This window comes from Pseudomonas citronellolis, from assembly GCF_900112375.1.
Lineage (GTDB): Bacteria > Pseudomonadota > Gammaproteobacteria > Pseudomonadales > Pseudomonadaceae > Pseudomonas > Pseudomonas citronellolis.
Genome location: NZ_FOLS01000002.1, coordinates 166,680 through 193,359 on the forward strand (window position 1 = coordinate 166,680; position 26,680 = coordinate 193,359).

A 26,680-nucleotide genomic window follows, 5' to 3' on the forward strand; every position below is an offset into this window, starting at 1 on the left:
TTCCCACTCGGAGTCCCCTCGATGACCGCACTCGTCCGCCAGCAGGCACACCTCACCCTGAACCTCGCCCAGCAGGCGCTGCAGGCCGCGCTCGCGCGCGCCGAGGAGCTGGGCCTGCGGCTCAGCATCGCGCTGGTCGACGCCAGCGGCCTGCCGGTGCTCACCGCGCACATGGACGGCGCCGCGCAGCCGTGCCGCGAAATCGCCCTGAAGAAAGCCGGCACCGCCGCCGCCTTCGACAAACCCACCGGCGACTGGCAGGCCTACCTGGAACAGAGCGCGCCGACCGTGCGCCAGGGCCTGCCACTGCAGACCGGGCTGGTGCTGTTCGGCGGCGGCGAGCCGCTGCGCCTGGGCGAGGTGGTCATCGGCGCGGTCGGCGTCTCCGGCGCTTCCGAGGCGCAGGACATGCTCTGCGCCCGCGCCGCCGTCGAGCGCGTGCGCCAACTGCTGGCCGACTGAGCCGCCGCTGTCAGCCCGGGACAAGCAGCCGGGCAGCCTGGATCAAGACAAACCCTACCGCGCGGGCCCTAATAGGCCATCCGCGCGGCAACCGTCGCGCTCCATTCCTCCGGTTCCAGGCTGCAGTCATGATCAACATCGAGACCCCCACCTACTACACCGCGACCAAGAAATACGACCTGTCCTTCCCCTCCCTGGAGGCGGACCTGGAGGCCGACGTCGTCGTGATCGGCGGCGGCTTCTCCGGCATCAACACCGCCCTGGAGCTGGCCGAGAAGGGCATCACCAACATCGTCGTGCTGGAGGCGCGCTACCTCGGCTTCGGCGGCACCGGGCGCAACGGCGGGCAGATCATGGCCGGCATCGGCCACGACCTGGAGAAGATCAGGAAGGACGTCGGCGAGGACGGCCTGCGGCAGATATTCGAGATCAGCGACCTGGGCGCCGACATCATCAAGGGCCGCATCCAGAAGTACGGCATCGACGCCGACTTCTGCCACGGCTACGGCTACATGGGCTTCAACGCCCGCCAGGCGAAGACCCTGCGGGCCTGGGAGAAGGAGTTCAAGTCGCTCAACTCCACCCACGAAATCCGCTACCTGGACGGCTCCGAAGTGCGCCAGATCATCGGCTCCGACGCCTACTCCAGCGCCCTGCTGCACATGGGCGGCGGCCACGTGCACTCGCTCAACCTGCTGCTCGGCGAGGCCAAGGCCCTGGCCAGCCACGGGGTGAAGATCTTCGAGTACAGCCCGGCGCTGGACGTGACCTACGGCGAGCGCATCACCGTGCGCACCGCCAAGGGCTCGGTGAAGGCCGGCAAGCTGCTCTGGGCCTGCGACAGCTTCCTCAACAAGCTGGAGCCGGAGCTGCACAAGAGCACCATCAACACCTACGCCTTCCAGATGATGACCGAGCCGCTGTCGGACGAACTCATCCAGCGCATCAGCCCGATCCGCGGCGCCTACAGCGATATCCGCCCGGTCATCGACTACTACCGCGTGACCCGCGAGAACCGCCTGCTGTTCGGCGCCGCCACGCCCTTCATCGAGCACATCCCGCGCGACCTCAAGGCCTGGAACCGGGCGCTGATGCTGAAGATCTTCCCCTACCTGGAAAACGTGAAGATCGACCTGGCCTGGGGCGGCCCCATGGCCTGCAGCCCCAACCTGTTCCCGCAGATCGGCGCCCTGCCCGGCCGCCCCAACGCCTTCTTCGTGCAGGGCTACTCCGGCTTCGGCGTCACCCCCAGCCACATCATCTGCAAGGTGCTGGCCGAGGGCATGAGCGAAGGCTCGGCGCGCTACGACCTGATCAGCTCGGTGCGGCGCATCCGCGTCCACGGCAAGGACCCGTTCCGCCCGCTGCTGCTCAGCGCCGGCAAGACCTGGCACCAGGTGTCCGGCTACTGGTCCGGGCGCCGCTGAACCCTCTTTCCACTCACTTGCACAGGAGCAAGCACATGGCACTCACCCCTATCAAACAAGGCATCACCCTCGACGAGCTGGACGCCTGGGGCACCGTGGCCGACCTCGGCTCGGAAATCCTCGAAGGCGAGGTCCGCGCCTTCGGCAAGATGACCGCCGGCGCCCCCACCGACCCGGTCAGCGCCGCCTACTTCGGCACCACCGGCGGCAAGTTCCGCATGACCTATCCGTTCAACGAACAGGCCACGGTGGTCAGCGGCGAGGTGCGGCTGACCGACGAGGCCACCGGGCAGAGCCAGTTGTACAAGGCTGGGGATAGCTGGTTCGTGACCAAGGGCACGCAGGTGCTTTGGGAGGTGTTGGGGGAGGGGTTTGTGAAGCACTATTACGCGGTGGTTTGAGGGCTGGTTCGGAAGCCTGAAGAGCCCCTCTCCCTAACCCTCTCCCTGAAGGGAGAGGGGACCGTTGGGCAGACGCTGATAGTTCGGCGTTAGCCGGCTAGTACAGTGATTACCGGCTGAAACCATTCCTTCTCTCGGCACAGACAAGCCCCCTCTCCCTTCAGGGAGAGGGCTGGGGAGAGGGAACCGCGCTAACCTGAAACACCTCCCCCCACCCCCACGCAGGACCCAGCCCATGCCCACCCCCGAACAGATCGGCCAACGCTGCCTGCACAGCTTCCACCAACTGGTCCCCAGCACCCGCGCCGCCTTCTACCGCATCGACTCCGACCTGCAGGCCTGCGACTTCCAGTTGCTCGGCATGGGCCGGCAGATGCACGCCGACTACCTAGACCACTACCACCGCCTCGACCCACTGCGCCCCGGCGCGTGCCTGGCCACCGGCCTGCCGGTGGTGCCGCTGGCCGTGGGCATGGCGCAGCAGCCCGGCGACCAGCGCGAGCGCTACCACGGCTTCCTGCGCCGGCACGGGGTGATCGACGTGGTGGAAGTCATCGCCGCCGACCGCGGCCGCCCGCTGGCCGGGCTTTCGCTGTTGCGGCACGTCGGCGAGGCGCCCTTCTCCAGCGACGAACTCGACCGCCTGCGGGCCCTGCAGGGGCTGCTGGAGCTGGCCGCCCAGGCCCTGCCCCGCAGCCACGACGCCCTCGCCCAGCTCACCCCGCGCGAACGCGAGATCGCCTTGCTGCTGCGCGACGGCGCCAGCAACAAGGACCTGGCGCGCCAGCTCGGCCTGGGCCTGGCCACGGTGAAGACGCACCTCATCCACCTGTTCCGCAAGGCCGGCGTGGCCAGCCGCACCGAGCTGCTGGCGCGGCTGTTCCTGGATCAACCATCCGGTTGATGTTCCCCGCGCGCCCCGCCGCGCAGCATGGGGGCTCCACCAACACAGGAGTCCCACCCATGACCGCTTCTTCCGACTGGATCACCGTCGGCGCCCTCGCCGAGGGTTTCGCCCCCGAGGCCTTCATCCTGCCGCGCCTGGCCGACCTCGCCGGGCAGCGCCTGGAACTGCACTTCGCCAACGGCTGGCGCATCGAGCACCGGTTCGACGCCGAGACCACCCGCTGGCGCGCCGCCGACGGCCACTCCGCGGGCGAGGCGGCCTACCGCGCCACCTCGGTGCGCCCCGGCATCGTGCTGGTCGACTTCATCAAGCGCGAGGATGGCCAGGCCTGGTCGGTCAGCCTGGTGCTGGACCGCCACAGCCAGTCCTTCACCGCCGTGCTGGGCCAGCTGCCCGGTGCCGCCGAGACCGGCGAAGGCCTCTACGCCCGCGCCCTGGCCGGCAAGGACCTGACCGGCGTGCAGGTGCAGATCCTCCACGGCAGCCTCGACCGCCCCTGGCAGGAATGCGCCTGCCCGCACGCGCCGAGCAGCGAGCTGGTGGGCCTGCGCAACCGCTACCGCTACAGCCCCACCGAGGTCTACGAGCACATCTACCTGAACGACGGCTTCTACACCTGGCAGTGCCTGGCCGGCGTCGAGGCCGGGCTGTGCGACACCGACCGCTGCCACTACTACAAGGTCGCCGAGCAGCTGTACCTGTTCGTCTGGCGCGAGAAGATCGTCCCCACCCTCGGCCTGGTGATGATCGACCTGCAGCAGCACCGCAGCGACGGCAAGATCTTCGGCTACGCCGGCAGCGGCTTCGACGAGCTGTCCAACTTCCCGGTCGCCTCCTACTGCGACGAACTCAACCGCACGGTGTACCCATGAGCGGCCGCGTCGTCGTCATCACCGGCGCCGGCACCGGCATAGGCGCGGCCTGCGCGCAGCGCTTCGCCGAAGCCGGCGACCGGGTGGTGCTGATCGGCCGCCGCCGCGAGGCCCTGGAACAGGTCGCCGCCCAGTGCGGCGGCCTGGTGCTGGCCGGCGACGCCGCCGACGGCGAAACCTGGCAGGGCTTCGTGCAGCGCATCGAGGCGGCCTTCGGCGGCATCGACGTGCTGGTCGCCTGCGCCGGCGGCCACGGCCTGGGCGCGGCCGGCGAGACCAGCGACCAGGCCTGGCGCGACGCCCTGCGCGGCAACCTCGACAGCGCCTTCGCCAGCGCCCGCGCCTGCCTGCCATCGCTGCTGGCGCGGCGCGGCAACATGGTGCTGGTGGGCTCCATCGCCTCCCTGGTGGCCGGGCCCGGCGTGTGCGGCTACACCGTCGCCAAGCACGCGCTGCTCGGGCTGATGCGCTCCCTGGCGCGGGACTATGGCCCGCGCGGCGTGCGCGTCAACGCCCTGTGCCCCGGCTGGGTGCGCACGCCCATGGCCGATGCCGAGATGCAGCCGCTGATGCAGCACCATGGCGAAAGCCTGGACGCCGCCTACGCGCGGGTCACCGCCGAGGTGCCGCTGCGCCGCCCGGCCACGGCGGACGAGATCGCCGGGCTGTGCCAGTTCCTCGCCAGCGAGGCGGCGGCCATCGTCACCGGCGCCTGCCTGGTGGCCGACGGCGGCGCCAGCGTGGTGGACCTGCCCACCCTCGCCTTCGAACGCATGGAGAACCAGCCATGACGCGCTTCGACTTCAGCGGCCGGCGCGTGCTGGTCACCGGCGCGGCCCAGGGCATCGGCCACCGCATCGCCGAGGGCTTCGCCACAGCCGGCGCCTCGCTGCTGCTGCTCGACCGCCAGGAGCAGGCCGTCGCAGCCCTGGCCAGCGAACTGCGCAGCCAGGGCCACGAGGCACGGGCGCTGGCGGTGGACCTGGCCGATCCACCGGCCATCGCCACCGCCCTCGCCGGGCTCGATGGCCTGGACGTGCTGGTGCACAACGCCGCCTACTTCCCGCTGACCGAGTTCGCCGCCATCACCCCGCAGCTGCTGCAACGCACCCTGGCGGTGAACCTGGGCGCGCTGTTCTGGCTGACCCAGGCCGCCCTGCCGTTGTTCGCCGCGCGCGGCGGCGGCTGCGTGCTGGCCACCTCCTCGGTCACAGGCAACCGGGTGGCCTACCCGGGGCTGAGCCACTACGCGGCGTCCAAGGCCGGGGTCAACGGCTTCATCCGCAATGCCGCGCTGGAACTGGCGCCACGCAACATCCGCGTCAACGGCGTGGAGCCGGGGATGATCCACACCCCGGCCATGGCCAACCTGGGCGACGCAGCACTGGAAGCGCGCATCGCCGCCGGCATCCCCCTGGGCCGCCTCGGCCAGCCGGCGGACATCGCCGGCGCCATGCTCTTCCTCGCCTCCGACGCCGCCGCCTACATCACCGGCCAGACGCTGGTGGTGGACGGCGGCGCCACCCTCCCGGAAAGCAGTGCCGCGCTGGTCTGAACCACCCGCCCATCCTGCATCTGCAGGATGGTGCGCGCGCGCCGCGATGCGGATACTCAGCCCCAGGCCCTGCCCTGTCGTTCCGACACCCGGCCGCTCACTGATGACTGACAACAACAACTAAAGTCGCAGCAGGGGAACCCCATGAGCAGCACCCTCGACCTGTCCTTCGGCGCCCGGCGCTTCAGCGAATTCAACGCCCTGGTCCTGGACCTCCAGCGCCTGGCCCAGGAATGCGCGCTGCCCGGCTTCCACGCCGCCGCCATGGGCCGCCTGCAGCAGTTGCTGGACTTCGACATGGCCTGGTGGGGCCGCGCGGCCCTGGTCGACGGCCTGCCGCTGGAGCACAGCAGCCACCTCTACCGGCTGCCGGACAGCTACCTGGAGGACTGGCAGGCGATCCGCCACCAGGACATCACCGTCAAGCGCGTCTACGCCACGCCCGGCCACTCGGTGCGCATCGACACCCGCGCCGCCGACTGCACCCCCGGCCTGCGCTGGCTGGCCGAGCGCCACGGCTTCGGCGAGTTCCTCTGCATCATCCACATCGACCCGCGCACCCAGCTCAGCCTGCACCTGAGCCTGTACAGCCGCGCCGGCGCGCGCCCCTTCGACGCCAGCGAGCGCTTCCTGGTGGACCAGATGATGCCGCACCTGGTGGCCGCCGAAGGGGCCAACCAGATCCGCGCCCTGGTGGCACTGCGCGAGCGCCTGGACGCGCCCAACCCGCTGGCCCTGGCGGTGTGCGACCGGCATGGCCTGCTGCACTATGCCGAGCGCGGCTTCGTCGAGCTGCTGCTGCGCGAATGGCCGCGCTGGACCGGCCCGCGCCTGCCGGCAGAGGTCGACCCGGCCGCCGGCTACAGCGGCCAGCACCTGCAACTGCAGGCCACCGCCGTGCACGACCTGCTGCTGCTCAGCGCCCGCCTGTGCCCGGCCATGGCCCGCCTGAGCACCCGCGAGGCCGAGGTGGCGCAGCGCTTCGGCCTGGGCAGCACCTACAAGGAAATCGCCCGCGACCTGGGCCTGGCGCCGAACACCGTGCGCCACCACATCCGCAGCATCTACAGCAAGCTCGGCGTCAACGGCAAGGCCGGCATCGCCCAGCTGCTGCACCACCCGCCCGGCTGACCGCCGGCCGCATTTCCCCAACGCCTCCACATCCCGACGCCGCGCCCGCGCGCGGCGCCAGGGGAGGCTTTCGCCCGCCTCACCGACAGAAGAAGAAAACCACCATGAAGCTGCACCGAAGCCTTTCGCTCTGCGCCCTTGGCGCGCTGTACCTCGGCCCGGCCCAGGCCGCCGACCTCAACGCCCGCGACTTCTTTTCCGCCCCCGTGGGCACCAGCCTGGGGGTGACCTACCTGCCGCTGACGCGCTCCGACGACTACCACGGCGCGGCGGACAGCAGCGGCAAGGCCGACCTCAAGGTGAATGCCCTGGCCTACCGCCAGCTGTGGTTCAGCGACATCTGCGGGCGCCTGTGCACGCCGCAGTTCATCGTGCCCTACGCCGACATCGAGGCGCGCGGCCCCGGCGCCGCCGAACGCAGCCGCGAACGCGGGGTGGGCGACCCACAGGTGGGCGGCACGCTGTTCTTCATCGACGAGCCGCAGACGCGCACCTACAGCGGCCTGCTGGCCCTGGTCAGCCTGCCCCTGGGCGAATACCACGCCAAGGACCCGGGCGTGTCGCCCGGCGCCAACCGCTGGGCGCTGCACCTGAACTACAACTACACCCGCGGCGTGGGCGAGAACTGGGTGCTGGAGGCCAACCTGGAAGCCCAGCTCTACGGCAACAACGACGACTACCTCGGCGCCACCCTCGAACAGAAGCCGCTGTACCGCCTGCAGGCCTTCGCCTCCTACGACTTCACCCCCGCCACCTACGCCGCGCTGCGCCTGATCGCCGCCGACGGCGGCGCCCTGCGCCTGGGCGGCCACGACATCGACGACAGCCACCAGCGCTACACCCAGGCCGGTTTCGAGGTCGGCCACTGGCTGGACAAGCGCAACCAGGTGCTGCTCGGCCTCACCCGCAATGTCTCCACCGCCAACGCGTATGCCCAGGACAACCTGCTGCTGCGCTTCGTCCATGCCTTCTGAGGTCGCCGCCATGACTGTTCCACGTACTCCCTCGCCGGCCCTGCTGGCGGCCGTGGTGCTGTTCGCCGCCATCACTCCCGCGGTGCTGCTCACCGCCCCGGCCATCGCCAGCCAGTTGGCCGCCCAGTTGCACCTGGAGCCGGCGCGCATCGGCGACCTGTTCGCCGTCGAGCTGGGCGCCATGAGCCTGGCCACCCTGCCCTCGCTGTTCTGGCTCAGGCGCGTGGACTGGCGCCTGGCCGGGCTGCTGGCGGCGCTGGGCTTCATCCTCGCCAACCTGGCCTCGGCGAACGCCGGCGGCTACCAGGCGCTGCTCGTGCTGCGCGCCCTCAGCGCCTTCTGCGGCGGCTCGCTGATGATCCTCTGCCTGTCCTGCGCCGCCGGCATGCCCAACCCCAGCCGCGCCTACGGCATCTGGGTGCTGGGCCAACTGGTGCTCGGCGCCGTCGGCCTGGCCGTGTTGCCACGCCTGTACCAGGCCTACGGCCTGGGCGCCGGCTACCTGGCCCTGGCCGCGCTGATGCTGCTGGCGCTGCCGCTGGTGCGCGCCCTGCCGAGCGGCGCCATGGCCGCCACCGGCCCGCGCAGGACCGTCGAGGCGCCGCGCTGGAAGATCGCCGCCGCCATCCTCGGCCTGCTGGGTTTCTACGTCGCCCTGAGCGCGGTCTGGACCTTCGTCGGCGCCATCGGCGAACGCGCCGGGCTGGCCGCCACCCTCGGCGGCGAGGTGCTGGCCGTGGCCACCCTGGCCGGCATCGCCGGCGCCACCTGCGCCAGCCTGGCGGGCGAGCGCTGGCGCCGCGAGGGCCAGCTGGCCGCCGGCTTCGCGCTGATGGCCCTGGCCATCCTCCTGCTGCTCGGCGCCCCGGGCCTGGCGCGCTTCGCCCTGGCCGCGCTGCTGTTCAAGTTCACCTGGACCTACGCCCTGCCCTTCATCCTCGCCTGCCTCGCCGAGCTGGACGCCAGCGGCCGGCTGATGAGCCTGAGCAACCTGGTGATAGGCGCCGGCCTGGCCCTGGGCCCTGCCCTCGGCGGGCGGCTGATCGGCGCCGACGGCGGCTTCCACGGCCTGCTGCTGGGCGCCGCCGCGCTCACCGCCCTGTCCCTGCCGCTGATCCTCGGCAGCCGCCCGCGCGCGGCGGCCGCCACTGCGCAACCCCTGTGAACACCTATGAACACCTATGAATGGAGCCTTCCATGACCCGACGCACCGCATTCTTCTTCGATGAGCTGAGCCTCTGGCACAGCGCCAGCCAGCACGCCCTGTTCCTGCCCGTGGGCGGCTGGGTGCAGCCGCCGGCCGGCGGCGGCCATGCCGAGTCGCCGGAAAGCAAACGGCGCCTGAAGAACCTGATGGACGTTTCCGGCCTCACCCGCCAGCTGGACCTGCGCAGCGCCGAGCCGGCCAGCGAGCAGGACCTGCTGCGCGTCCACCCGGAGCACTACCTGCAGCGCTTCAAGGCCCTGAGCGACGCCGGCGGCGGCGAGCTGGGCGACCACGCGCCCATCGGCCCGGGCAGCTACGAGATCGCCAGGCTCTCCGCCGGCCTGGCCATGGCCGCGGTGGACTGCGTGCTGCACGGCGAGGCGGACAACGCCTACTCGCTGTCGCGCCCGCCGGGCCACCACTGCCTGGCCGACCAGGCCATGGGCTTCTGCATGCTGGCGAACATCCCCATCGCCATCGAGGCGGCCAGGGCGCGGCACGGCATCGAGCGGGTGGCGGTGGTGGACTGGGACGTGCACCATGGCAACGGCACCCAGGCCATCTACGAGGAGCGCGGCGACGTGCTGAGCGTCTCGCTGCACCAGGAGAACTGCTTCCCGCCGGGCTACGGCGGCGTCGCCGATCGCGGCCGCGGCGCCGGCCTGGGCGCCAACCTGAACGTGCCGCTGCCCGCCGGCAGCGGCCACGACGCCTACCTGCAGGCGCTGGACGAAATCGTCCTGCCGGCCCTGCGGCGCTTCCGCCCGCAACTGATCATCGTCGCCTGCGGCTACGACGCCAACGCCGTGGACCCGCTGGCGCGCATGCTGCTGCACAGCGGCTCCTTCCGCGCCATGACCGCGCGCCTGCGCGAAGCCGCCGAGCAGCTCTGCGACGGGCGCCTGGTGCTGGTCCACGAGGGCGGCTACGCCGAAGCCTACGTGCCCTTCTGCGGCCTGGCGGTGCTGGAGGAACTGAGCGGTATCCGCACCGCGGTGGAAGACCCGCTGCTGGAATTCCTCGGCCTGCAGCAACCGGGCAGCGAGGCGGCGGCCTTCCTCCGCCAGCGCGTGCGGGACCTGGCGCGGCAACTGGCGGCCTGAGCCATCGGCGGCCGGCGCACCCGCGGCGGCCGCCGATCCGTTTGTCCAGGCGTGGAAGAAAGCCCGGCGAACCCGTGGTCCAATCCAGGAGAAGGCCGGGCATCCGTGCCGGCCGACGAAGAACTGGAGGCCACGCCATGAGCACCCTGACCATCGAAGGTTGGTACAAGCCCGACCCCGACGCCAAGTCCATGCCCATCGAGGACATCCACTTCTACCTCAGCGGCACCGACCGCCGGCACCTGGAAGACGCCGAGGAAGAACTGCAGCGCACCCACGAGCGCGAGGCCTGGGTGGACGTCGACATGAGCACCCTGGAACTGGACCTGCCCGAGGGCTACGGCCCGCTGTCCGACTGCCGGATGCGCGTCTACCTGGACCAGGAGGAACGCGGCCACTTCCACCTGGTGGGCCACCGCGCCAGCGACGGCAGCCTGATCTACAGCAACGCCGTGCTCATCGACCAGTTGCTCTGACTCAGGCCACGCTCAGGGCGCTGGCCCGGTAGTCCTTGGGCGAGCGCTCGAAGTGCTTCTTGAAGGCGCGGCTGAAGTGCGCCGAGTCGGTGAAGCCCCACTTGTAGGCGATGGTGGTGATCGACTCGCCGCGCAGGATGGGGTTGGCCAGGTCGTCGGCGCTGCGCTGCAGGCGCGCGCGCTGGATGTAGCGGCAGACGCTGTCGCCCTGCTCCTCGAACAGCCGGTACAGGTGGCGCACCGAGATGTTCAGGCGCTGCGCCAGGCCCTGGGGGTTCAGGCCCGGCTGGGTGAGGGATTCGTCGATGACCTTCTGCACGTAGCTGCGCAGGTTGCCGCCCTGCAGCGCCTCGCTGCCGGGCGTCTCGCCGTGGGCGCCGAGGGCCGTGGGCAGGAGCGCGATGAAGGCGTTCTCCAGGGCCTCGCTTTCGGCGCCGGCGGGGTTCGAGCCGGACTCGCGGCACAGCTGGTCCACCAGCAGGTGCAACATGCGCCCGCTGGCGCAGGCGGCGGAGACCTTGCCGAACTTGCTGCGCCCGGGCAGCACCTTGTCCAGCGCCGCGCGCGGCAGGTGCAGGGAGGCGTGCTCGATGAGGCCGAAGGGGGTGATCTCGCAGCTGCCCACCGAATCCATCAGCAGCAGCTCGCCGGGGGCCAACTGGATGTCCACGCCGTTCTGGCTGACCTGGGAGAAGCCGCTGCGCTGGCTGATCAGGAAGCAGTGGCGGTCGTCGTCCTGGTCCGCATTGAGGCGCTTGCGGGCGATCAGCCCGGCATTGGTGCGCAGGTGCGCCATGGTCAGGCCGGAGTGCGATTGCGCGTGGATCTCGCCGATGAACAGCGAACGGCTGAAGGCCAGCTGCGTCTCGAACTGACCGCAGATCGAGCGCAGCGCCGCGCTCCAGCCTTCCAGCCCGACCTGGGCGGCATGATGGGCTTGCATACGCACCTCCGTGGGGTGGCGTTGTTGTTGTCGCGAAACAGTTAACATGTTATCGAAATGCCCGCAACGAATTTCTGACAGCCGTTTCCTATGCAGCTGGCATGCCAGTGGGCGTGGATAACCTGTAAATGAAAGCAGCGCGGCAAGCCGCGCTCAGAGTTCGCCGAGCAGGCGCCCCAGGTGGAACAGCGCGCGCAGCAGGTGGTCGCGCTGTTCGCGCTCCAGGCGCAGGTAGCGGCGGAAGCTGGGCAGGCGGTTGACCACCTCGCTGGCGGCCATGTGCTCCAGGCGGATGCGCCAGCGCCCGGCGTCGAATTCCAGCTCCAGGCGCTTGAAGTCCAGCGGCGGCAGCGCCCGTTGCAGGTGCTCGTCGGCCGCCAGGCGCTCGGCCAGGCGCGCGCCCAGGGCCGGGTCGCCGGCACGCTGGCGGCATTCCACGCCCTGGCGCCGCAGCACACCCTGGTGGCGCAGTTCGAAGCGCGCCTCGCCGGCGTACGCCGCCGGCCCCTCGACGACGAACTCGGTGAGCACCAGGTGCATGAGGAACTGCGCCTGGGGCCGCTCGCGCAGCTCGAAGACCAGCCCGCCGTCCACCGTGCTGAAGCGCCCGGCGCCGGGCTCCAGCGCTTCGAAGGCCAGGCCGCCGAGGTTGCGCCGGGCCTGCTCCAGGGTCACCCCCGGGCGGTAGCCCGAGGGCGGGCGGCGCAGCCAGTCAGACAGCCTTGGAAGCATGGCCGTAGAACTCGCTGGAATGGATGCCGGGTTCGGCGCGGAACTCCTTCTCCAGCACCTCTTCCACCGGCACCGGGCGGAACGGGTTGACCTTCTGCACCAGCAGGGTCCAGACCAGCGCGTAGGCGGCGGTCAGGCCGAGCATCACGGCGAAGGGCACGTAGATGTCGGCGGGGTTCATGCCCGGCGGGGTGATGTACCACATGCCGATGAGGATGCCGACGCTGGAGACGATCTGCGGCAGCGGGAACAGCGGCGAGCGATAGGCCCGCGGCAGGTCCGGGCGGCGGATGCGCAGCAGCACCACGGAGAGGGTCACCAGCAGGTAGGCGGTGCTCCAGGCGCAGACCGCGGCCAACACCAGGTTCATGATGTGGTCGGTGTTGCCGCGCAGCCACAGGGCGTGCAGGCAGGGGATCAGCACCGCCACCAGGATGCACAGCACCGGCGTCTTGAAGCGCGGCTGCAGGTAGGCGAAGCACTTGGGCAGCGCGCCGTCCACGGCCATGCCGTACATGATCCTCGGCACGCCGGCCATCAGGGTGTTGATGGTGGCGGCGCCGGCGAACAGGAAGCCCACGCCCAGCCACAGCGGGCCGACCTGGCCCATCACCTGCTCGGCGAAGCGTGGGATGGCCATGGGCGTGTCCAGCAGGTGCACGCCGGCGGCCGGGTCGAGCAGCACGTTCTCCACCTGGCGCTTCATCGCCGCGCCGTAGATGAACATGCACGAGGCCACGCCGAACAGGCCCAGGGCCATGGCCCGCGGCATCACCTTGGCCGAGTTGCGCAAATCAGGCGCCAGCGGGGTGACGAACTCGCAGCCGACGAACATGAACATGGCCATGCCCACCAGCGAGAGGATGGTCTGCAGGTCGGTGCCCACCAGCGAGGCGCCGAACCAGCCGTCCAGCTGCACCGCCGGGGCGGCCAGCAGGCCGAGCACGCCGAACACCATCAGGGTGCTCCACATGCCGAAGGTCAGCACCACCTCGGCGCGGCCGAAGGCGTTGACGCCGAACACGTTGAGGATGCCGAACACCACCACGAAGCCCACGCCCAGCAGCCAGGAACCGCCGGCGGACTCGGCCAGGGTGTTGAGGTGCTCGAAGTTCACCAGCGCCATCACCCCGGAAAGGATGGTCTCGGCGGTGCCGGCGAAGACGTGGACGATCAGGTAGGCGGCGATGGTCCCGGTGATGGCGAAGAAGCGCCCCATGCCGCAGGAGATGTAGTCGTACACCGAGCCGCTGGTGGGCAGGATCGAGGCCGCCTCGGCGAAGGTGGTGGACTGCGCCAGCATCATCAGCACGGCGATCACCATGGCCGCGGCGAAGGCGCTGCCGCCGATGCCGAAGCCCATGGTGGCGGTGAGGATGACCGGGCTGGCCATGATCAGGCCGATGGTGCTGGCCAGGGCGGTGGGAAAACCGACAGTGCCGCGCTTGAGGTGCGCGTCGAGCTGCTGCTGGATGGACATGGTGGTGAGCCTCTAAGCAGATGTTCTGGTTTGTTGTGGCTTAGGCATGAAGGGGCGGCACGGTGGGGCCTGGCTGACACTCTGCGCCCGGCGCCTGCTGGCGTCTTGCCCAGGCTTGCCGGCGGACTTGTCCATGGCTGCCAGGGCGGCAGTGAGGGTCATGCCCGACTGGCAGGCTCGGACAAGCCGCCGGCGCGCGCCGCGGCTAGCCTGGGCCATCGACCATCGCAGCCCAGGAGTTGCCCATGTCCAGCCCGCTGATTCCGATCCTCCCGGAGGTGCAGGCCTACCTCGCCCGCCCCCACGCTTCCTTCATCGACGGCGAACAATGCGCGCCGCACGGCGACGCCCGCCGCACCCTGCGCAACCCCGCCGACGACAGCCCCCTGGCCGAAGTGCGCCTGGCCGACCTCGAGCAGGTCGACGCCTGCGTGCAGTCGGCCCACCGCGCCTTCCGTTCCGGCATCTGGAGCGGCCTGGCGCCGAGCGAGCGGGAACGCCTGCTGCTGCGCTTCGCCGAGCTGGTGGAGCGCCACACCGAGGAACTGGCGCAGCTGGAAAGCCTGGAACAGGGCAAGTCGATCCACATCGCCCGCGCCATCGAGGTCGGCGCCTCCCTCGGCTACATGCGCTACATGGCCGGCTGGGCCACCAAGATCGAGGGGCAGACGCTGGACGTGTCCATCCCGATGCCGGCCGGCGCGCGCTTTTCCGCCTACACCCGCCGCGAACCGGTGGGCGTGGTGGCCGGCATAGTGCCGTGGAACTTCCCGCTGATGATCGCCCTGTGGAAGGTCATGCCGGCCCTGGCCTGCGGCTGCGCCATCGTCATCAAGCCGGCCGACGAGACGCCGCTGACCGCCCTGCGCGTGGCCGAGCTGGCCATCGAGGCGGGCATCCCCGCCGGCGTCTTCAACGTCCTGCTCGGCGGCACCGAGGCCGGCGCGGCGCTGGTGGCGCACCCGCTGCTGAACAAGGTGTCCTTCACCGGCTCCACCGCGGTGGGCAAGCTGGTGGGCGGCGCGGCCCTGCAGAACATGACGCGCTTCACCCTCGAACTGGGCGGCAAGAACCCCATGCTGGTGCTGCCCGACGCCGACCTGGACAAGGCCATCGCCGGCGCCATCGGCGGCGGCCTGCTGAACCAGGGCCAGGTCTGCGCGGCGGCCTCGCGGCTGTTCGTCCACGCCAGCCGCCACGCCGAGTTCGTCGAGCGCCTGGGCGAACAGGTGGGCAAGCTGAGCATCGGCCCGGGCCTCGACCCACAGGCCCAGGTCAACCCGCTGGTCTCGCGCCGCCAGCAGGACAGCGTGCTGCGCCACCTGGCCCTGGCCCGGGAACAGGGCGCGCGCTTCATCTGCGGTGGAGGCCGCCCGGACCTGCCCGGCTACTATGTCGAACCGACGGTGCTGGCCGGGGTGAACGCCGGCATGGCCTGCGCCCGCGAGGAAATCTTCGGCCCGGTGCTCTCGGTGCTGAGCTACGACGACCTCGACGCCGCCGTGGCGCAGATCAACGACAACCCCTACGGCCTGGCGGCGAGCATCTGGAGCAACGACCTGGGCCGGGTGATGGACCTGATCCCACGGATCGAGGCGGGCACGGTGTGGGTCAACAACCACGTGCCGGTGGACCCCAACCTGCCGTTCGGCGGCTACAAGCAGTCGGGGCTGGGACGGGAGTTCGGACGGGCGGCGATCGAGGGGTTCACGGAGGGGAAGTCGGTTTGTATTGCGTATTGAGGTGAGGGTTGGGGAGTTTGCCGGTGAGCCCAATCGCGGACTCCGTCCGCGATAACCGGAACCACCGGCGCGATTCGCGGATGAGATCCCCGCCCACACCCCCCCACGTAGGAGCGCGCCCTGCGCGCGATATCGCGGGCAGGGCCCGCTCCTACAGGTTCGGGACGAACGCTCGGCTCAGAAACTCAACAACCACAGCGACAACCCCGGCACCAGCACCAGCAGCACGATGCGCAGCAGGTCGGAGGCGAGGAACGGCAGCACGCCCCTGGCGGTTTCCATGTAGGGCACGTCCTTCGCCAGCTTGTTGACGATGAACAGGTTCATCCCCAATGGCGGGTGGATCAGGCCGATCTCCACCACCATCAACGCCAGGATGCCGAACCAGATGGACTTCTCCCCCGCCGTCAGGTCGAAGAACTCCAGGCCCATGATCATCGGGTAGAAGATCGGGATGGTCAGCAGGATCATCGCCAGCGAGTCCATCACGCAGCCCAGCAGCAGGTAGATCAGCAGGATCACCGCCAGCACCAGCAACGGCGCCAGGCCGCTGTCGCGGACCCAGGTGGCCAGTTCCACCGGCATCTGCGTCAGCGCCAGGCCGGAGTTGAGCAGGTCGGCGCCCAGCAGCACCAGGAAGATCATTGCGCTGGCCTCGGCGGTGCCGGTCAGGCTCTTGCCCAGGCCGTCCCAGCGCATGCCGCCGCGCAGCGCCGCCAGCAGGCCGCAGGCCGCGGCGCCGATGGAAGCCGCCTCGGTGGGGTTGGCCCAGCCGCCGTAGATGCCGACGATCACCACCAGGAAGATCGCCAGGATCGGCAGGATCTGCACGAAGGCCGCCAGCCTTTCGCGGCCGCTGGCCTTGGGCGCCGGCTGGCAGGCATTGGGATCACGGGCGACCTGGATGCGGATCACCAACATGTAGCCGATCACCGCGACCAGCGCCGGCAGCATGGCGGCGACGAACAGCTTGGCGATGGATTCCTGGGTCAGCACCGCATAGATGATCAGCGGCACCGACGGCGGGATGAGGATGCCCAGGGTGCCGCCGGCCGCCACCGAGGCCGTGGCCAGGCGCCCGGAGTACTTGTGCCGCGCCAGCTCCGGCAGGGCCACCTGGCCCATGGTCGCCGCGGTGGCCAGGGACGAGCCGCAGATCGCCCCGAAGCCGGCGCAGGCGCCCACCGCCGACAGCGCCAGGCCCCCGCGCCAGTGGCCGATGAAGGCCGAGGCGCAGCGGAACAGCGCCTTCGACAGGCCGCCGTGGGTGGCGAACTGGCCCATCAGCACGAACAGCGGGATCACCGCCAGGTCGTAGTTGGACAGGCGCGCGTAGGCGAGGTTGTTGAGGGTATAGAGCAAGGCGTCGAGGTCGCCCTGGTTGATCACCAGGAAGCACAGCGCGCCGGCCAGGAACATCGCCACGCCGACCTGCACGCGCAGCACCAGCATCGCCAGCAGGCCGGCGAACATCCACAGGCCCAGGGCCATTCCGCTCATCGTCCGGCTCCTTCTTCCAGCAGCGCCAGCAGGCTGCGGCACAGGGCGCACAGGCACAGCAGCGCCAGGCTCGGCACCACCAGCGCCAGGGGGATCCAGTGCGGCACCGCCAGCAGGGTGCTGCTGTCCTCGTGGGCGTGGGCCTCCAGCACCTGCAGGCCGGTGCGCCAGGCCAGCACCGCGGCGACCGCGGCGAACAGCAGGTGCGCCACGGCATCGAGCCCGCGGCGCACGGCCAGGGGCATCCAGTTGGAGAACATCTCCACGCGGATGTGGCTGTTGCGCATCTCGCACAGCGGCAGGAAGGCGGCGATGGCCACCGCCGCGCCCATTTCCAGCAGCTCCATGTCGCCGGTGACCGGCGTCGACCACAGCTTGCGGCCGACGATGGACACCAGGGACATGCCCACCAGGGCCAGCAGCAGGGCGCCGCCGGCATAGGCGAAGCCCTGCGCCACGGATTCCAGCAGGCGCACCGGCAGGCCCTTGCCGCGGGCCGGCACGGCGCCTTCGAGGGACAGCATCTCGCTCATCGCGGCCACCCCTTACAGCTCGACGCCGGCGGCCCGGGACAGCTCGCGCAGCCGGTCGGCCAGTTGCCCGCCCGCCAGGCCCTTGCCCTCGGCGTCGGCCACCCACTCGGCGGTGACCTTGTCGCCGGCCTCGCGCAGGCTCTGGTAGGCCGCCGGCTCGAAGCTGGCCACGCTGTCCCTGGCGACCATGTCGCGGGCCCGCGCCAGTTCGTTCTCCCAGGCTTCGCCGAAGCGCTGCACCAGGGCGTCGCCGCTGTTGCGGTCGAGGATCGCCTTGAGATCGTCGGGCATGCGCTCGTAGCTGCGCGGGTTCATCAGCATGCCCAGCAGGGTGATGGAGAAGGTCGGGCGGCCTTCCGGCACGTCGGTATGGTGCTGCGTCACCTCGTCTAGCTTCAGCGCCGGGATCAGCTCCCAGCTGGCCAGGGCGCCGTCGATCACGCCCTTGGACAGCGACTCGGTGAGCTGCGCCGCCGGCATGCTCACCGGCGCCGCGCCCAGGCCGGTGGCCAGGCGTGCGCTCATGCGCGAGGAGGCGCGCAGCTTCAGGCCCTTGAAGTCTTCCAGGCTGCGCACGGCCTTGCCGGTGGTGTGCAGCTGCATGCCGCCGTCGCTGTGCAGGGCCAGCACGCGGTAGCCCTTGTAATCCTCCTGCAGGGCCTGCTGGTAGAACTGCCAGATGATCTTCGACGCCTGCACGCCGTTGGCCGGCAGCATGAACGGCAGCTCCACCGCCTCGCTGCGCGGGAAGCGCCCGGGCGAGTAGCCGGGGGCGGTCCAGACGATGTCCACCACGCCGTTGCGCACCTGGTCCGGCAGTTGCCCCGGGGTGCCGCCGAGCTGCATGGAGGGGTAGATCTGGCACTGGATGCGCTGCTCCGACTCGCGGGCCAGGGTGTCGCACCAGGGCTGGATGACGTGCTGCTGGGCATTGGAGCTGGCCGGGAGGAAGTGCGCGATCTTCAGCGTCACGCGTTCGGCCGCCACGGCCGGGGCCAGGCTGCCACAGGCGAGCAGCAGGGCCAGGAAGGAGGATTTCTTCATGCCGTTACCTCGGTGTTGTTCTTATCGTCGGGTGGACACCTGGCGGCGCCCGGGGGCTAGATTCAGGCACATAGTTAATATTTTAACAATACGTCCGGCGAATCAGGCGGCGGATTGCCATCCGGGCAAATGTGACAAAATGTTATGAGACGCCCCTGAAAGGCCTATGGGCACCGGACTGAAGGCTTTCTCAAGCAGGCAACGGCGCGCGCTCCACGGAAAACAGCCGATCCGCGGGAGGAAAGTTCCGGGTTGCTCCGGCATATCGTTAACAAATTAATTATGTGGTACAACCTCTCCCCGCTCGCTCCCGCCGAGGAGCGAAGAACAAGAACAACAAGGGGAAGAGCATGTCCGCCACACACATTCAGAAGCGCATTCCGTTCCGCCTCGGCCTGTTGGCCACCGGCCTGCTGCCGCTGGCCGCCCAGGCCGATTTCATCGACGACAGCAGCGGCCGCCTGGACCTGCGCAACTTCTACCAGCTGCGCGACTACCGCCAGGACAACGCCGCGCAATCCCAGGCCGGCAACTGGTCCCAGGCCTTCGTCCTGCGCCTGCAGTCGGGCTTCACCGATGGCCCCATCGGCTTCGGCCTGGACGCCACCGGGCTGCTCGGCGTCAAGCTCGATTCCGGGCGCGGGCGCAGCGGCGACGGCACCCTGCCCTTCGGGCCGAACTCCCGCGAGCCGGTGGACGACTACAGCCACGCCGGGCTGACCGCCAAGCTGCGCTATTCGAAGACGCAGCTGAACATCGGCCTGCTGGAGCCGCAGCTGCCGGTGGTGTTCCGCGACGACGTGCGCCTGATGCCGCAGACCTTCGACGGCGCCCTGCTGACCTCCAACGAGATCGACAAGCTGACGCTCACCGCCGGCCAGCTGTGGAAGTCGCGCACCCGCGAGTCGGCGGGCAACGACGACATGTACATCATGGGCCGCAGCAAGGCCTTCGCCAGCGACGAGTTCAACCTCGCCGGCGCCAGCTACGCCTTCACCCCGAACCTGACCGCCAGCTACTTCTACGGCCAGCTCAAGGACATCTACCAGCAGCACTACTACGGCCTGGTGCACACCCTGCCGCTGGCCGAGGGCCTGTCGCTGCGCAGCGACCTGCGCTACTTCGACAGCGACGACGACGGCAAGGCCATCTCCGGCCCGGTGGACAACCGCAACCTGAGCATGATGTTCACCCTGCGCGCCGGCGCCCATGCCATCGGCGTGGCCTACCAGAAGATGATCGGCGACGACGGCTTCCCCACCCTCAACGGCTATACCCCGCCCTACTCGCACAACCTGATGACCATCCAGACCTTCACCCAGCCGGGGGAGAAGTCCTGGCAGCTGCGCTACGACTACGACTTCGCCTCCCTCGGCGTTCCCGGCCTGAGCTTCATGACCCGCTACACCCGCGGCGACGACATCCGCCGTGGCGCGGGCCTGGAGGACGGCCACGAGTACGAGCGCGACACCGACCTGGCCTACACCCTGCAGGACGGGCCGCTGAAGGGGCTGTCGCTGCGCTGGCGCAACGTGACCGCGCGCAGCAGCCATGGCGCGGACATGGACGAGAACCGCCTGATCGCCAACTACAGCATCCCCATCTGGTGAGCCTCAGGCGGCCGCCCGCCGCGCGCGCGGATCTCCCGGCAGGTAGGCGCCGGTGACCAGGCGCCAGGCCTCGGAAGTGCGCTTGCCGGGCACCCCGTCGATCTTGACGAAGACGCCCGGGAAGCTGTTCAGCCAGGTCTGCAGTTCCTCCACCCGGCGCACCTCGGCCGCGTCCTCGGACAGGCTCATGGAGTAGTTCACCAGCAGCGGCTGGGCGGCGCTCGGCTTCGGCTGGTCGACGAACTCCAGCAGGCCGCGCTCGGCCATGCGCCGCAGCAACACCGCGGCGCCGCACTGCTTGGACTGGGCGCTATCGGACCAGGTGCCGTCCTGCACGTACTTGCCGCTCTGGTAGTGGTTGCAATAGCTCCACAGGTAGGGCGAGAGCACGTGGGGGTGGTACAGCCGGTAGCCGAAGCCGTTGTAGGCCTCCAGCTGGTAGAGGGTGCCAGCCAGGCTCCAGTCGGTGGCCGCGCCCAGGCGCTTCAGGCGCAGGGCGTCCTCGGCGCTTTCCTCCCAGGTGAACGGCGGCTTGCCCTCCTTCGGCCGCCCCGCCGGCACCTGCACGGTGCGCGCCGTCAGCGGGTCGCCGTTGTGCAGGTGGCGGTCGAAGCGCAGGCCGCTTTCCATGCAGTGCACCACGCCGATGAAGCCCCAGGGGATGCCCAGGGCCTTGCCGACCTCGGCGTAGCGCGGCTGGTTGTCCTCGATGCGTTCGACCAGCGCCTCCACCTCGGCGGCACGCGCCGGGCGGATCTGGCAGCTGTTGAAGAGTTGTTCGTATTCGCCGCGCAGCGCGGCGGTCAGCAGTACCTTGGCCATGGCAGCAGTCCCGTGTTGTGGTCCGACTCCGTTCAGGTCGTACCACGGCACGCGCCACCGGCCCTCAAGTGAAAGTGAAGGCCGCCAGCGGCAGCCGTCAATGGCGGGCGACGAACGCGGTGTCTCACTCGTCGCGGCGCAGGTCCGGTGGGATGGGCACGTCGGGCATCGGCCCGGGGCGCTTGCCCTTGCCGGCGCGGAACTGCCTGAGCTGGTAGACGTAGGCCAGCACCTGGGCCACCGCCAGGTAGAGGCCGGCGGGAATCTCCTGGTCCAGCTCGGTGGAGTAGTAGACCGCACGGGCCAGGGCCGGCGACTCCAGCACCGTGACCTTGTGCTCCTGGGCCACCTCGCGGATCTTCAGGGCGAGGAAGTCGTTGCCCTTGGCCAGCAGGCGCGGCGCGCCGCCGGCCGCGGCGTCGTACTTCAGGGCCACGGCGAAGTGCGTCGGGTTGGTGATCACCACGTCGGCATCGGGCACCGCCTGCATCATGCGCCGCTGCGCCATCTCGCGCTGCAGTCGGCGGACCTTGGCCTTGACCTCGGGCTTGCCCTCGGAGTCCTTGTACTCGTCGCGCACTTCCTGCTTGGTCATCAGCAGCTTCTGGCGGTTGTCCCAGAGCTGGTAGGGCACGTCCACGGCGGCGATCAGCAGCAGGCTGCAGGCCATCCAGAAGGCGCTCCAGCCCACCACCTTGACGCTTTCCACGATGGCCGTCTGCAGCGGCTGGTGCAGCAGCGCCAACAGCGCCTCCTTGTCCGAGCGCAGCACCAGCACCGCCACCGCCAGCACCACGACGAACTTGATCAGCGCCTTGAACAGCTCCAGCACCGACTTGGCGGAAAACATCCGCTTGATCCCTTCCAGCGGGTTCATGCGGCTGAACTTGGGTGCCAGGGCCTCGCCGGAGAACAGCCAGCCGCCCAGGGAGATGGGCCCGAGCAGGGCGGCGCAGAGCAGCACCAGCAGGATCGGCCAGAGCCCCTCGGCGGCCCCGCGCGCGGCGGTGCCCAGCAGTTGCAGCATGCTCTCGCTGCGCATCGCCGTCTCGCGGGACATCTCGAAGCTGTTGCGCATCACCCCCATCAGCACCTCGGCCAGGTGCGCGCCGTAGACCAGCAGCGCGCCGGCCCCGGCCATCAGCACGGAGAGAGTGTTGAGCTCGCGGGAACGCGGCAGCTGGCCTTTCTTGCGGGCCTCGCGGCGACGTTTCTCCGTGGGTTCCTCTGTCTTGTCCTGGCCGCTCTCGCTTTCCGCCATCAGCGCGCTCCCACCAGTTCACGCAGCAGCGCCAGGGCCTCGCGGACGAGGTCCTGGTACTGCGAGAGGATTTCGGCGGTGCCGATCCAGACGATGACGAAGCCCATCACCAGGGTCAGCGGGAAGCCGATGGAGAAGATGTTCAGTTGCGGCGCGGCGCGGGTCATGGCGCCGAAGGCGAGGTTCACCACCAGCAGCGCGGTGACCGCCGGAAGGGCGATCAGCAGGCCGCCGCCGAGCACCCAGCCGAGCTTGCCGGCCACGGTGTACAGGTGCTCGCCCGACAGGCCCTGGCCCACCGGCAGGGTGACGAAGCTCTCGGCGATCACCTCCAGCACCACCAGGTGGCCGTTCATGGCCAGGAACAGCAGGGTCACCAGCAGGCTGAAGAACTGCCCCATCACCGGCACCGAGATGCCGTTGGCCGGGTCCACGGTGGAGGCGAAGCCCAGGCCCATCTGCATCGACAGCAGCTGCCCGGCGACCACGAAGACGTGGAAGAACAGCTGCAGGGTGAAGCCGAGCATGGCGCCGATCAGCACCTGCTCGCCCACCAGCAGCATGGCGCGCAGGTTCAGGGCGTCGACCTGGGGCATCGGCGGCAACGTCGGCACCAGCACCACGGCGATGGCCAGCGACAGGTACAGGCGCACCCGCGCCGGGACCATCTGGTTGCTGAAGATCGGCATGGTCATCAGCAGCGCGGCGATGCGGAACAGCGGCAGCACGAAGCTGCCGACCCAGGCGCCGATCTGCGCGTTGGTGAGTTCCAGCATCAGCCGATCAGCGTGGGGATGCTGGTGATCAGGCCCTGGGTGTACTCCATCAGCTCGCGCACCAGCCAGGGGCCGAGGACGATCAGGGTGCCGAGGGTCACCAGCAGGCGCGGCAGGAAGCTCAGGGTCTGCTCGTTGATCTGCGTGGCGGCCTGGAACATGGCCACCACCAGGCCCACCAGCAGGCTCGGCAGCACCAGGATGGCGACCATCATGGCGGTCAGCCAGAGTGCCTGGCGGAACAGGTCGACGGCGACTTCCGGGGTCATGGCGCGCCCTCCTCTCTAGTCAAACGGTGCCGAAGCTGCCGGCCAGGGTGCCGATGATCAGCGCCCAGCCGTCCACCAGGACGAACAGCATGATCTTGAACGGCAGCGAGATGATCAGCGGCGACAGCATCATCATGCCCATCGCCATGAGCACGCTGGCCACCACCAGGTCGATGATCAGGAACGGGATGAAGATCATGAAGCCGATCTGGAACGCGGTCTTCAGCTCCGAGGTGACGAAGGCCGGGACCAGGATGGTCAGCGGCGTGGCGTCGGCGTTGGCGATGTCGGTGCGCTTGGACAGGCGCACGAACAGGTCCAGGTCCGACTGCCGCGTCTGCGCCAGCATGAACGATTTCAGCGGCACCTCGGCGCGGCTCAGCGCCTCCGGGGCCTGGATCTGCTCGTTCAGGTAGGGCTGCAGCGCGGTGCTGTTGACCTTGTCGAACACCGGCGCCATGACGAACAGGGTGAGGAACAGCGCAAGGCCCACGAGGATCTGGTTCGACGGCGTGGTCTGCAGGCCCAGCGCCTGGCGCAGGATGGCGAAGACGATGATGATCCGGGTGAAGCTGGTCATCAGCATGACGAACGCCGGGATGAAGCTCAGCGCCGTCATGATCAGCAGGATCTGCAGGCTGACCGAGTATTCCTGCTGGCCCTGCGGGTTGGTGGTCACGGTGATCGCCGAGACCTGCAGCGGGTCGGCGGCGAAGGCCTGGGGCGCGAACAGCGCCAGCAGCACGGCCAGCAGCGGCAGGCAACGGCGCAGTGCCTGGGCGAAGGCGGGGAAGCTCATTGCGGGCGGCCCTTGTCCTTGTTCAGCAGCTCCAGCAGGCGCTGGGCGAATTCCGGCGGCGCCGGCTGCTCGCCGGCCTCGACGCCGCGCACCGGCTCCTTGAGCACGTGCAGCGGGGTGATGCGCCCGGGGGTCAGGCCGAGGAGAATCTGCTCCTCGCCCACCTGCACCAGCAGCAGGCGGTCGCGCGGGCTCAGGGCCTGGCTGGCCACCAGCTTGATCGCCTGGTTGCCGCGCGGGCCGATCTGCTGCACCCGGCGCACCAGCCAGGCGAGCAGGAAGATCAGCGCCACCACCAGCACCAGGCCGAACAGCAGCTGCAGCAGCTGGGCCCCGGCGCTGCCGGTGATCAGGCTCGGCGAGGCGCTGGCGTGGACGATGGCCGGCGCCGGCGCGGCGGCCGGCTCATCGGCGGCCTGGGCCAGGGGCAGCAGCCCCGCCAGCGGCAGGGCGCAGAACAGCGCGAGCAGGCGGGCCATCATCAGCGCAGCTTCTTGATGCGTTCGCTGGGGCTGATCACGTCGGTCAGGCGGATGCCGAACTTCTCGTTCACCACCACCACCTCGCCGTGGGCGATCAGGGTGCCGTTGACCAGCACGTCCAGCGGCTCGCCGGCCAGGCGGTCGAGCTCGATCACCGAGCCCTGGTTGAGCTGCAGCAGGTTGCGGATGGTGATGTCGGTGTGGCCGACCTCCATGGAGATGGTCACCGGGATGTCGAGGATGACGTCCAGGTTCGGCCCTTCCAGGCCAGCGATGGTCGGCGCCCTCGGCGCCATGCCGAACTCCTCCATGGGCGCGCGCGGCGCCACCGGGGCGGCCGGCGCGGCGTTGCCGGCCATCATCGCATCGATGTCGTCCTGGCTGGCGTCGCCCGCCTCGGACAGGGCCGCGGCCCATTCGTCCGCCAGGGCCTGCTCCTCGGGGGTCACTTTGTCTTCATCTGCCATTGTCGGGTCCTCTGGGGGGATGCGCTCAGCGCGGGCGCTCGAGCGGATCGAGAATCTGGAAGGCCAGGTTGCCCTTGTGCGAACCCAGCTTGACCTTGAAGGAAGGCACGCCGTTGGCGCGCATCACCATGAATTCGGGCATCTCCACCGGGATCACGTCGCCCGGCTGCATGTGCAGGATGTCGCGCAGGCGCAGCTGGCGGCGCACCACGGTGGCGTCCACCGGCACGTTGACGTCGAGGATGTCCTCGCGCAGGGCGTTCTGCCAGCGCTCGTCCTGGTCGTCGACGTCGGACTGGAAGCCGGCGTCGAGCATCTCGCGGATCGGCTCGATCATGGCGTAGGGCACGGTGATGTGCAGGTCGCCGCCGCCGCCGTCCAGCTCGATATGGAAGGTGGAGACCACCACCACCTCGCTGGGGCTGACGATGTTGGCCATGGCCGGGTTCACTTCCGAGTTGACGTACTCGAAGGTGATCGGCAGCACCGCGCTCCAGGCCTCGGCCAGGTCGACGAAGGCCTGCTCGATGACCATGCGCACCACCCGCAGCTCGGTGGGGGTGAACTCGCGGCCCTCGATCTTGGCGTGGCGGCCGTCGCCGCCGAAGAAGTTGTCCACCAGCTTGAACACCAGCTTGGCGTCGAGGATGAACAGCGCGGTGCCGCGCAGCGGCTTCATCTTCACCAAGTTGAGGCTGGTGGGCACGTAGAGCGAGTGCACGTACTCGCCGAACTTCATCACCTGCACGCCGCCCACGGCGACGTCGGCCGAACGCCGCAGCAGGTTGAACATGCTGATGCGGGTGTAGCGGGCGAAGCGCTCGTTGATCATCTCCAGGGTCGGCATGCGACCGCGGACGATGCGGTCCTGGCTGGTCAGGTCGTAGGACTTGACCGCCGTGGGGTCGGAATCGACTTCGGTTTCCACCAGGCCGTCGTCGACGCCGTGCAGCAGCGCGTCGATTTCGTCCTGGGAGAGCAGATCTTGCACAGCCATGGCGGCTTACCTACTGGAGTACGAAATTGGTGAAAAGCACCTGTTCCACGGTCAACTGACCGGTGGCCTTCTTGGCCAGTTCCTGGATGCTGGCGGTCGCCTGCTGTCGCAGCATCTCCTTGCCCACCGGGGTGGTCAAGGTGTCGAAATTCTGGCTGGAGAACAGCATCACCAGCTGGTTGCGCACCAGCGGCATCTGTTCGCGCAGGGCGTCCAGCTGGGCCTGGTCGCGGCCCATCAGGGCCACGGCGACCTGCAGGTAGCGCTGCCGTCCGCCCTGGTTGAAGTTGACCACGAAGGACGGCGCCAGCATCTCGTAGAGCGCCGGTTTCTTGCCGCTGCCGGCCTCGGCGGCCGGCGCCTCGGCCGGCTTGGCGCCGCGGCTGAGGAAGAACCAGGTGCCGCCCACCGACGCCCCGACCGCCAGCAGGAAGGCCAGGCCCAGGATGATGATGAGCTTGAGCCGGCCCTTGCCGGCGCCGCCCTCGGCGGGTGGAGTGGTCTGCTGATCGTTCTTAGCCATGCCAGAAATCCGTCACTTGCGCGGTCCGTTGCCTGTCTGAAAGGACAGGAGCAAGGGCTGTGCCAGGTCATGCCCGGCCGCCGCGGCGGATATTACAGGCTGCCGATGAGCGGAGCGAGGGGCGGTACAGGATTCACGTGAAGCGGCGTATAACCGCGAACGGTTATACGCCCTACGTCATGGTC

The 26,680-nt window shown here is 69.6% G+C and carries 29 protein-coding genes; 14 read left to right on the forward strand and 15 right to left on the reverse strand.

Annotated elements, in window-relative coordinates; genetic code table 11:
* Window positions 1–21: 21 nt before the first annotated feature.
* The 12 genes from BM060_RS02555 to BM060_RS02610 all read left to right on the forward strand — a co-directional run bounded on the left by BM060_RS02555 (window position 22) and on the right by BM060_RS02610 (window position 10,515).
* Window positions 22–462 (forward strand): GlcG/HbpS family heme-binding protein, encoded by a 441-nt coding sequence (locus BM060_RS02555; protein ID WP_064987636.1) that lies wholly within the window; start codon window positions 22–24, stop codon window positions 460–462.
* A gap of 128 nt (window positions 463–590) precedes the next feature.
* Window positions 591–1,889, forward strand: a complete 1,299-nt coding sequence (locus BM060_RS02560; protein ID WP_074977033.1) for an NAD(P)/FAD-dependent oxidoreductase — start codon at window positions 591–593, stop codon at window positions 1,887–1,889.
* A gap of 35 nt (window positions 1,890–1,924) precedes the next feature.
* On the forward strand, window positions 1,925–2,290 hold the full coding sequence (locus BM060_RS02565) for a cupin domain-containing protein (RefSeq protein ID WP_074977035.1): 366 nt from the start codon (window positions 1,925–1,927) through the stop codon (window positions 2,288–2,290).
* Between the two features lie 235 nt (window positions 2,291–2,525).
* The gene (locus BM060_RS02570) at window positions 2,526–3,194 is read left to right on the forward strand and encodes a helix-turn-helix transcriptional regulator (RefSeq protein ID WP_074977037.1); all 669 of its coding nucleotides are present in this window, start codon (window positions 2,526–2,528) and stop codon (window positions 3,192–3,194) included.
* A 59-nt stretch (window positions 3,195–3,253) separates the two neighbouring features.
* Complete coding sequence (locus BM060_RS02575) at window positions 3,254–4,069, forward strand: molybdenum cofactor biosynthesis F family protein (protein WP_074977039.1); 816 nt, start codon at window positions 3,254–3,256, stop codon at window positions 4,067–4,069.
* The gene (locus BM060_RS02580) at window positions 4,066–4,860 is read left to right on the forward strand and encodes an SDR family NAD(P)-dependent oxidoreductase (protein WP_074977041.1); all 795 of its coding nucleotides are present in this window, start codon (window positions 4,066–4,068) and stop codon (window positions 4,858–4,860) included. The genes BM060_RS02575 and BM060_RS02580 overlap by 4 nt, the downstream gene beginning before the upstream one ends.
* Window positions 4,857–5,624, forward strand: coding sequence for an SDR family oxidoreductase (locus BM060_RS02585; protein ID WP_074977043.1), 768 nt, complete (start codon window positions 4,857–4,859; stop codon window positions 5,622–5,624). The genes BM060_RS02580 and BM060_RS02585 overlap by 4 nt, the downstream gene beginning before the upstream one ends.
* 144 nt (window positions 5,625–5,768) lie before the next feature.
* A complete protein-coding gene (locus BM060_RS02590) occupies window positions 5,769–6,755 on the forward strand; it encodes a response regulator transcription factor (protein WP_074977045.1) in 987 nt (328 codons plus the stop codon).
* A gap of 104 nt (window positions 6,756–6,859) precedes the next feature.
* On the forward strand, window positions 6,860–7,729 hold the full coding sequence (locus tag BM060_RS02595) for a transporter (RefSeq protein WP_009621657.1): 870 nt from the start codon (window positions 6,860–6,862) through the stop codon (window positions 7,727–7,729).
* A gap of 10 nt (window positions 7,730–7,739) precedes the next feature.
* Window positions 7,740–8,894 (forward strand): MFS transporter, encoded by a 1,155-nt coding sequence (locus tag BM060_RS02600; RefSeq protein ID WP_083426714.1) that lies wholly within the window; start codon window positions 7,740–7,742, stop codon window positions 8,892–8,894.
* A gap of 32 nt (window positions 8,895–8,926) precedes the next feature.
* On the forward strand, window positions 8,927–10,039 hold the full coding sequence (locus BM060_RS02605) for a class II histone deacetylase (RefSeq protein WP_074977049.1): 1,113 nt from the start codon (window positions 8,927–8,929) through the stop codon (window positions 10,037–10,039).
* A gap of 137 nt (window positions 10,040–10,176) precedes the next feature.
* Window positions 10,177–10,515, forward strand: coding sequence for a hypothetical protein (locus BM060_RS02610; protein WP_009621654.1), 339 nt, complete (start codon window positions 10,177–10,179; stop codon window positions 10,513–10,515).
* A 1-nt stretch (window position 10,516) separates the two neighbouring features.
* Here BM060_RS02610 and feaR read toward each other — a convergent pair whose 3' ends face one another.
* From feaR to BM060_RS02625, 3 genes are all read right to left on the reverse strand, one after another.
* Window positions 10,517–11,458: a transcriptional regulator FeaR gene (gene feaR / locus BM060_RS02615; protein ID WP_009621653.1), complete on the reverse strand. Its 942-nt coding sequence runs from the start codon at window positions 11,456–11,458 to the stop codon at window positions 10,517–10,519.
* A 153-nt stretch (window positions 11,459–11,611) separates the two neighbouring features.
* Window positions 11,612–12,190 (reverse strand): DUF3156 family protein, encoded by a 579-nt coding sequence (locus BM060_RS02620; RefSeq protein ID WP_074977051.1) that lies wholly within the window; start codon window positions 12,188–12,190, stop codon window positions 11,612–11,614.
* Window positions 12,171–13,670, reverse strand: a complete 1,500-nt coding sequence (locus BM060_RS02625; RefSeq protein ID WP_043314781.1) for an APC family permease — start codon at window positions 13,668–13,670, stop codon at window positions 12,171–12,173. Before BM060_RS02625 ends, BM060_RS02620 begins: the two co-directional genes overlap by 20 nt.
* A gap of 245 nt (window positions 13,671–13,915) precedes the next feature.
* Here BM060_RS02625 and BM060_RS02630 point away from each other — a divergent pair, with 245 nt between their 5' ends.
* Window positions 13,916–15,412, forward strand: a complete 1,497-nt coding sequence (locus BM060_RS02630; RefSeq protein WP_074977052.1) for an aldehyde dehydrogenase family protein — start codon at window positions 13,916–13,918, stop codon at window positions 15,410–15,412.
* Between the two features lie 177 nt (window positions 15,413–15,589).
* On the opposite strand, the gene BM060_RS02635 is transcribed toward BM060_RS02630, so the two are convergent.
* Genes BM060_RS02635 through BM060_RS02645 form a run of 3 tightly spaced genes read right to left on the reverse strand, consistent with a single transcriptional unit; the run spans window position 15,590 to window position 18,489 of the window.
* Entirely contained in the window at window positions 15,590–16,912 is a 1,323-nt protein-coding gene (locus tag BM060_RS02635; RefSeq protein WP_074977054.1) for a TRAP transporter large permease, read from the reverse strand.
* A complete protein-coding gene (locus BM060_RS02640) occupies window positions 16,909–17,445 on the reverse strand; it encodes a TRAP transporter small permease (protein ID WP_061562323.1) in 537 nt (178 codons plus the stop codon). Before BM060_RS02640 ends, BM060_RS02635 begins: the two co-directional genes overlap by 4 nt.
* A gap of 12 nt (window positions 17,446–17,457) precedes the next feature.
* Entirely contained in the window at window positions 17,458–18,489 is a 1,032-nt protein-coding gene (locus BM060_RS02645; RefSeq protein ID WP_009621642.1) for a TRAP transporter substrate-binding protein, read from the reverse strand.
* A 350-nt stretch (window positions 18,490–18,839) separates the two neighbouring features.
* On the opposite strand from BM060_RS02645, the gene BM060_RS02650 reads away from it, so the two are divergent.
* Window positions 18,840–20,099: an OprD family porin gene (locus BM060_RS02650; RefSeq protein ID WP_074977057.1), complete on the forward strand. Its 1,260-nt coding sequence runs from the start codon at window positions 18,840–18,842 to the stop codon at window positions 20,097–20,099.
* Window positions 20,100–20,102: 3 nt separating this feature from the next.
* Here the strand turns inward: BM060_RS02650 and BM060_RS02655 are convergent, their stop codons facing one another.
* The 9 genes from BM060_RS02655 to fliL all read right to left on the reverse strand — a co-directional run bounded on the left by BM060_RS02655 (window position 20,103) and on the right by fliL (window position 26,495).
* Window positions 20,103–20,921 carry a hypothetical protein gene (locus BM060_RS02655; protein WP_074977059.1) on the reverse strand — a complete coding sequence of 273 codons (819 nt, stop codon included), beginning with the start codon at window positions 20,919–20,921 and terminating at the stop codon, window positions 20,103–20,105.
* A 124-nt stretch (window positions 20,922–21,045) separates the two neighbouring features.
* A complete protein-coding gene (flhB, locus tag BM060_RS02660; RefSeq protein WP_074977062.1) occupies window positions 21,046–22,182 on the reverse strand; it encodes a flagellar biosynthesis protein FlhB in 1,137 nt (378 codons plus the stop codon).
* Window positions 22,182–22,958 carry a flagellar biosynthetic protein FliR gene (gene fliR, locus BM060_RS02665; RefSeq protein WP_074977064.1) on the reverse strand — a complete coding sequence of 259 codons (777 nt, stop codon included), beginning with the start codon at window positions 22,956–22,958 and terminating at the stop codon, window positions 22,182–22,184. Before fliR ends, flhB begins: the two co-directional genes overlap by 1 nt.
* On the reverse strand, window positions 22,958–23,227 hold the full coding sequence (gene fliQ, locus BM060_RS02670) for a flagellar biosynthesis protein FliQ (protein WP_009621633.1): 270 nt from the start codon (window positions 23,225–23,227) through the stop codon (window positions 22,958–22,960). Before fliQ ends, fliR begins: the two co-directional genes overlap by 1 nt.
* A gap of 19 nt (window positions 23,228–23,246) precedes the next feature.
* The gene (gene fliP, locus BM060_RS02675; RefSeq protein WP_074977066.1) at window positions 23,247–24,026 is read right to left on the reverse strand and encodes a flagellar type III secretion system pore protein FliP; all 780 of its coding nucleotides are present in this window, start codon (window positions 24,024–24,026) and stop codon (window positions 23,247–23,249) included.
* Complete coding sequence (gene fliO, locus BM060_RS02680) at window positions 24,023–24,505, reverse strand: flagellar biosynthetic protein FliO (protein ID WP_074977326.1); 483 nt, start codon at window positions 24,503–24,505, stop codon at window positions 24,023–24,025. The genes fliP and fliO overlap by 4 nt, the downstream gene beginning before the upstream one ends.
* Window positions 24,506–24,507: 2 nt before the next feature.
* The gene (gene fliN / locus BM060_RS02685) at window positions 24,508–24,975 is read right to left on the reverse strand and encodes a flagellar motor switch protein FliN (RefSeq protein WP_009621630.1); all 468 of its coding nucleotides are present in this window, start codon (window positions 24,973–24,975) and stop codon (window positions 24,508–24,510) included.
* 25 nt (window positions 24,976–25,000) lie between these two features.
* Window positions 25,001–25,972 (reverse strand): flagellar motor switch protein FliM, encoded by a 972-nt coding sequence (fliM, locus tag BM060_RS02690; RefSeq protein WP_009621629.1) that lies wholly within the window; start codon window positions 25,970–25,972, stop codon window positions 25,001–25,003.
* A 10-nt stretch (window positions 25,973–25,982) separates the two neighbouring features.
* Entirely contained in the window at window positions 25,983–26,495 is a 513-nt protein-coding gene (gene fliL, locus BM060_RS02695) for a flagellar basal body-associated protein FliL (RefSeq protein WP_074977068.1), read from the reverse strand.
* Window positions 26,496–26,680 lie beyond the last annotated feature (185 nt).